This window comes from Glutamicibacter sp. BSL13, assembly GCF_052928425.1.
Genome location: NZ_JAVGCZ010000137.1, coordinates 1 through 5,391, shown reverse-complemented (window position 1 = coordinate 5,391; position 5,391 = coordinate 1). Strand labels below are relative to the sequence as shown.

The window sequence follows — 5,391 nt, the reverse complement described above, 5'->3', positions numbered from 1 at the left end:
GGATGAACCAGCGTCCGGCGGTCAGCCGCCGCAGCGTTTGCCACACCTTTTGCATGATCACCACGCCCTCTAGAACGCCGCCGGGACGGCCTTGTAGCCGGCCTTGGCGATGGCGGAGACCAGGTCCTGCACGCTGGCGCGCTGCGGGTCGTGCTGCACCTGGACGCGGGAGGAGGCGAAGTGCACCTTCACCTCGGTGACCCCATCCAGCTTCTTGACCTGCTTTTCAATCTTTCCCACACAGGACGGGCAGGAGAATCCCTCGGCGCGCAGCGTGGTCCAAATGCTGGTCGTGGTGCTCATGATGGCTTTCCTTTCGCAGGTTGCGTCCTTCCCGGTATCCCAGGAAGTACCTTCACCCTACGAACGGGCCCCAACCCCCACCATGATCTGCGTCAGTTAACCGCACATACGCTCTGGCTAGTAGTTTTCGGCGATCTCCGTGAGCCTGGCGCGGTCGGTCAGCGCCGTCCAGCGCCGCCCGGTCTCGATGATGCCGGCCTTGCGCAGAGAGCTCATCGCCCGGGAAACCGATTCGGGGCTCGCCCCGGTGATCCCGGCCAAATCGGCGCGGGAGAGTGGGAACTGGATCAGCTCACCCTGCCGGCTGGGGGTGCCGAACTTGTCTGCCAGGCGCAGCAGGGTCGCGGCGACCCGGCTGGCCACCGGGGCGGCGTAGTGTTCGGCCAGCGTGGAGCGGGTGGTGCGCAGCTGCCCGGCCAGGGCGTTGAGCACCTGCAGCGCCACCGGGGGGAACTGCCCCAGGATGTTTTCGAACGTGGCGTTGTCCATCCGCAGCGCGCAGGTGGTGCTCAGCGCCTGCACGGTTTCCGGGTAGCGGTCATGGCCCAGGGCCGGCACCCCGCCGAACAGGTCGCCGGGGCCCAGCAGGTCCACCACCACTTGCTGGCCCTCGGCGGTGTCGTGAAACGCCTTGGCCCGCCCGGACGCCATTACGTACAGGTCGCTGGCCGGCTGTCCGGCCGCATACAGGTGCTCACCCTCCGCCCAGGCCAGGGACTGCATTTGGCCGTCAATGACCCGCAGCTGCTGCTCGGAGAGGCCGCGGAAATACGGGACCTGGCCGAGCACCCGCAGCCGCACCGGTTCCGGGCAGCTGTGCGGCTGGCCGCACCCCTGGGCCAGTGGCGTGTGGCGCCGGGTGGCCGATGGTTCGCGCATTGTTGCTGCCCTCCTGCAAAATGGGCGCTCTTATGCTCAGGTTTACCACGAAGTCGCCGCACGTTCATCGCACATGTGCGCCGCATCATCGCCAATTGTGGGACAAGATGGTTCACTGGGGTTATGACAGTCATGACCAAGACCGGCAACGAAGACCGGTTGACCAACGATAAGTTAATGGTGTGCCTAGACGTTGACGGCACCATCGTGAACCATCAGGACCAGATGAGCCAGCAGGTGCGCAGCGCCGCGCGCGAAGTGGTGGACGCTGGACATGAAGTGGTGATTTCCACCGGCCGCTCCCTGGGCGCCGCCCTGCCCGTGGTGCAGGAACTGGGCATCGAGCACGGCTATGTGGTGGCCTGCAACGGCGGGGTGCTGGCCAAGGTGACCGGAGAAGAGGTGGAGGTCATCCACCGCGAGATTTTTGACCCCTCCCTGGTGTTGGCGACCCTGTGGCGCACCCTGCCCAACGCGAAGTACGCGTTGGAGAACGAGCGCGGCGAGTTCCTTTCCAGCGAGCAGTTCAGCGACGTCAGCTTCGGCGCCCCGGCCAGGGTCGTCGACTTTGAGGAGCTGGTGAACAGCAAGGCGGTGCGTGTGGTGGTGTTCTCCACCGACTCCAGTGCCGAGGAGTTCGGCCGTGCCGTGCACGGGCTGGGACTGTCGGGGGTCACCTACTCGGTGGGCTGGACCGCCTGGCTGGACATCGCCGCCGAAGGCACCACCAAGGCCAGTGGCCTGGAACGGCTGCGCGGGATCCTGCGCTTTGCCCCGGAGCAGACCATCGCGGTCGGGGACGGGCGCAACGACATTGAGATGCTGCAGTGGGCCGGGCTGGGGGTGGCCATGGGCCAGGCCCCGGATGAGGTCAAGGCGGTCGCCGACTCGGTGACCGATTCGGTGTGGGACGACGGTCTGGTGCCGGTGCTGCGCGGAGTCCTGGCGCGCTAGGCTGCGGCGTCGGTGGCGGCAGGCAGCCAGCAGGCCTGGGCGATCAGCGAGGGTGAAGGATTGCGGTAGACCGTGGTTGGCGGTGGGGCCAGTGATTGGTAGACCGCCCCGTCGGGGGTGGTGATCCGGATGGTGTGCGGGTCCTCCCGCACCACCCTTTCATGCCATCCCGGGGTTTCCTTGGCCTGGTTGCACCAACGGCACCGGTAGTTCGTGTTGTGCACGTTGGTCAGGCCCCCGGCCCGCCACGGGGTGATGTGGTCAAATTCGGCGGCGTCGTTATCGCAGTACGGGGTGCGGCAGCGCACGTCCCGGATCTGCAGGAAGTCCTTGAGGTTCTCCGGGACGGCGCGGGCCTTGGAATCCATCGCGATCAGCTCCCCGGTGCCGGGGGCCGTGAACAGGCGCTGGAGCTCCGGGAAGACCCCGATCCGGTCGCTGAGCTCCTCGGTGTCCTCATTCCACTTCGCATCGTAGAGCCGGGTGTCCATCTCCGTGACCAGGCTGCGCGCATACTGGGCCGGCACGAAGCCGTAACCGCACAGGTAGGCCGGCTCCCGATCCCCAAGCAGCAGCGTGCGGTCGGTCATGATCAGCTTGACGTCCACGAACACCGGAAGCTTCGCGGCGTTGCCGGTGATGGACTGGCGGGTGAGCAGATCGGTCATCAACTGGGCCATGCTGCGCTTGTCCCCGGCCGCGCGTTCCCGCCTGGCCCGCCGCTTCAGGCTGGTCTCCAGGCCCACACCCTCCTCCAGGGGCAGCTTGGCGCGCAGCCACACGCAGTCCTTGCCGCGGGTGAAGATCACGTGGCGTTCCTCCGCGGCCTTGCCGATCCGGTCGGCCTTCTCGATGCTCTCATGGCGCATAGTGAAGCGTTCGACCGCGTCGCGGCACCGCTTGGTGCCCAGGTCCTGGAACATGTCCGGTTCGCGGGCAAAAAGCTCATCGAATTCCCGACGACGGCGGGCGTTCACGTCCGTCAACGGGCCGGTGATCGCCAGGATCTGGCGTTCGGAAAGATGCCGCGCTCAAAACTGGCGCACAGGTTGGGAAGGTCCTCCACCAGCATCCGGCAGGCCTGAAGATAGGAGCGGGCCCCCTGCTGGGACTGGCGCCGGGCCATGGCCACCGAGGCCGCGGCACCGCGCTCAAACTGGTCGATGTTGATGCAGCGGTCCTCCGCATCCAAGATCGTGTCCTTTTCCAGGCGGTAGGCCAGCTTGGCCTGCATGGCGCAGTAGCTGGCCTTGGCGCTTTCCAGCTGACGCAGCGCCTCCGCGCAGTCCCCGCGTTCCCCGGCGCGCAGCAGGATGTCCACGCGGCGGGTGAGCTGCTCGATCAGCTCGGCCACCTCATCGTGCAGGCAGCCCTCAGGCATCTGCTGCCTGATCTTCCGCTCCGCCTTGCGGCGGTGGCTGTGTTCTTGCTGGTCCATACTTCCAGCGTAGGTGTGACCCCCGACACTTTGGGTCCGGCTGCGGGGCAGCGCGCAAGATGGTTCGAAAATCTTCTCGGGCGCCGGCGTGCTAGCCCGCGTCGGCCAGCTGCAGCAGCCGGGCCACCCCGGCCCGGGCGTCGTGCTCGTCGTTGAACCCCGAGCGCACGATCGCCGCGGAGACCGCCTGCGGGGTGATGTCCAGGGCCTGGGCGATCGCCCGCTGCTGCCCGCGGACCCCCGGGGTCATCAGATCCACCACCGCCCATTCGGCCTCGGTGCGGGTGCGGATGGACTGGCCCAGCAACCGCAACAGCCCCTCGATGCCCGTGTCCAGCTCCGCCGCCGGCCCCGAGACGCAGATCGGAACCCGCTCCCCGCGGTGCCCGGCCGCCTGCAGCGCACCCAGCGCCCGGCGCAGCGCCCGCCCGTCGATCTGCTCGGCATCCTCGGGCACCGGAGTGTGCAGCGGGCCGATGCCCAGCCCGATGTTGCAGAAGTTCAGCCGCGCCACCCGCAGCACCGCGTCCACGGCCGCCGCCGCATCCGCCGGCACCCCCAGCAGCAGCTGCCCGGACAGCGCGGTAAACGGTGCGTGGGTGTGCACCTGGCCCAACTGGTGCCACAACGCCTCTCCGGCCGCGGCCACGTCAGTGACCGAACGGGGCCGGGGGCTGAGCGCAACGACAAACATGGCTTAAGTATTGCGTGCCTGGCCCGCTTTGTCCTGATGTTGCGCGAATCCGGCCCGGCGCGCGGGCGGCGGTGACCTAGGCTGGTACCGCAGGGAAACTGAAGGAGAGCGCATGGCAGAGGTCATAGCCGGGCGGTTTGAGCTGATCGAGCACATTGCCCAGGGCGGCTCGGGTTCGGTGTGGCTGGCCCGGGACCTGCAGTGCCGGCGGCGCTGCGCCGCGAAGGTGATGCGCCAAAGCTACAGCGGGGAGCTGCTGCGCTTCGTGCGCGAACAGGGCGTGAAGTTCGACCACCCCCATCTGCTCACCCCCTACGGGTGGGCGGCCGTGGATGACCGGGTGGTCATCGCCTCCCAGCTGATGCGCGGCGGAAACCTGCACACCGCCCTGCAGGACTACGGGGCGATGAGCCCCGAGCTGACGGCCGAGGTGCTGGCCCAGCTGCTGGAGGCGCTGGGCCACGTGCACGCCGCCGGGTGGATCCACCGGGACGTGAAGCCGGCCAATGTGCTGCTGGAGCTGACCGGGACCGGGGTGCCGCGGGTGCGGCTGACCGATTTCGGGATTGCCGCCCACCGGGACCAGCCGCGGCTGACCCAGCTGGGGATCACCGTGGGCACCGACGGCTTCCTGGCCCCGGGGCAGCGGGCCGGCGCCGACCCGGAACCCGCCCAGGACCTGTACGCGCTGGGGGTGCTGGGGGTGCAGCTGCTTGACCCGGCCCTGCACGGCCCGGCGCTGCGTGAGCGCTGCGAGGCGCTCTCCGGCCAGCCGCCCGCCGGGCCGCTGGAGCGGGTGCTGGTTGGGCTGCTCAGCCCCCAGCCGGATGACCGGCAGCGGGCGGCCGTCCGGGCCCCGGAACTGCTGGCCGGGCTGCGCAACCGGGAAGGCTACCGGGTGGCCTCCGGGGAGGTGTTCGAGGTGTTCGACCACTTCCCGCCCAACGCGGCGCCGGACCCGGCAGGGCCAGACGCCGCGGTGCCGCCGCAGCCCGAACCGGCGATCGCACGGGAAGCGGAAGCGGCCCAGCGCCGCGGCGCACCGCGCAAGGCGCTGCCCTGGGCGCTGCTGGCGCTCGCGGTGCTGCTCGGGGCGCTCTCGCTGTGGCTCATCGGGACGGAC

At 69.0% G+C, this 5,391-nt stretch carries 7 protein-coding genes; 2 read left to right on the top strand and 5 right to left on the bottom strand.

Going from position 1 to position 5,391, the window contains the following annotated elements; translation table 11 throughout:
* Window positions 1-69: 69 nt before the first annotated feature.
* Complete coding sequence (locus RCJ92_RS14795; RefSeq protein ID WP_054822077.1) at window positions 70-303, bottom strand: heavy-metal-associated domain-containing protein; 234 nt, start codon at window positions 301-303, stop codon at window positions 70-72.
* Between the two features lie 117 nt (window positions 304-420).
* The gene (locus RCJ92_RS14790) at window positions 421-1,182 is read right to left on the bottom strand and encodes a Crp/Fnr family transcriptional regulator (RefSeq protein ID WP_138173135.1); all 762 of its coding nucleotides are present in this window, start codon (window positions 1,180-1,182) and stop codon (window positions 421-423) included.
* 123 nt (window positions 1,183-1,305) lie between these two features.
* Here RCJ92_RS14790 and RCJ92_RS14785 point away from each other — a divergent pair, with 123 nt between their 5' ends.
* A complete protein-coding gene (locus tag RCJ92_RS14785; protein WP_054821662.1) occupies window positions 1,306-2,136 on the top strand; it encodes a Cof-type HAD-IIB family hydrolase in 831 nt (276 codons plus the stop codon).
* Here RCJ92_RS14785 and RCJ92_RS14780 read toward each other — a convergent pair.
* The 3 genes from RCJ92_RS14780 to RCJ92_RS14770 all read right to left on the bottom strand — a co-directional run bounded on the left by RCJ92_RS14780 (window position 2,133) and on the right by RCJ92_RS14770 (window position 4,268).
* Entirely contained in the window at window positions 2,133-3,113 is a 981-nt protein-coding gene (locus tag RCJ92_RS14780; RefSeq protein ID WP_446754968.1) for an HNH endonuclease signature motif containing protein, read from the bottom strand. The two genes, RCJ92_RS14785 and RCJ92_RS14780, sit on opposite strands and share 4 nt — an antisense overlap.
* Before the next feature lie 5 nt (window positions 3,114-3,118).
* On the bottom strand, window positions 3,119-3,574 hold the full coding sequence (locus RCJ92_RS14775) for a hypothetical protein (protein WP_446754967.1): 456 nt from the start codon (window positions 3,572-3,574) through the stop codon (window positions 3,119-3,121).
* 91 nt (window positions 3,575-3,665) lie between these two features.
* Window positions 3,666-4,268, bottom strand: a complete 603-nt coding sequence (locus RCJ92_RS14770; RefSeq protein ID WP_446754966.1) for a hypothetical protein — start codon at window positions 4,266-4,268, stop codon at window positions 3,666-3,668.
* Window positions 4,269-4,380: 112 nt separating this feature from the next.
* On the opposite strand from RCJ92_RS14770, the gene RCJ92_RS14765 reads away from it, so the two are divergent.
* Window positions 4,381-5,391 (top strand): serine/threonine-protein kinase (locus RCJ92_RS14765; RefSeq protein WP_446754965.1); only part of this gene is annotated, 1,011 nt, incomplete at its 3' end.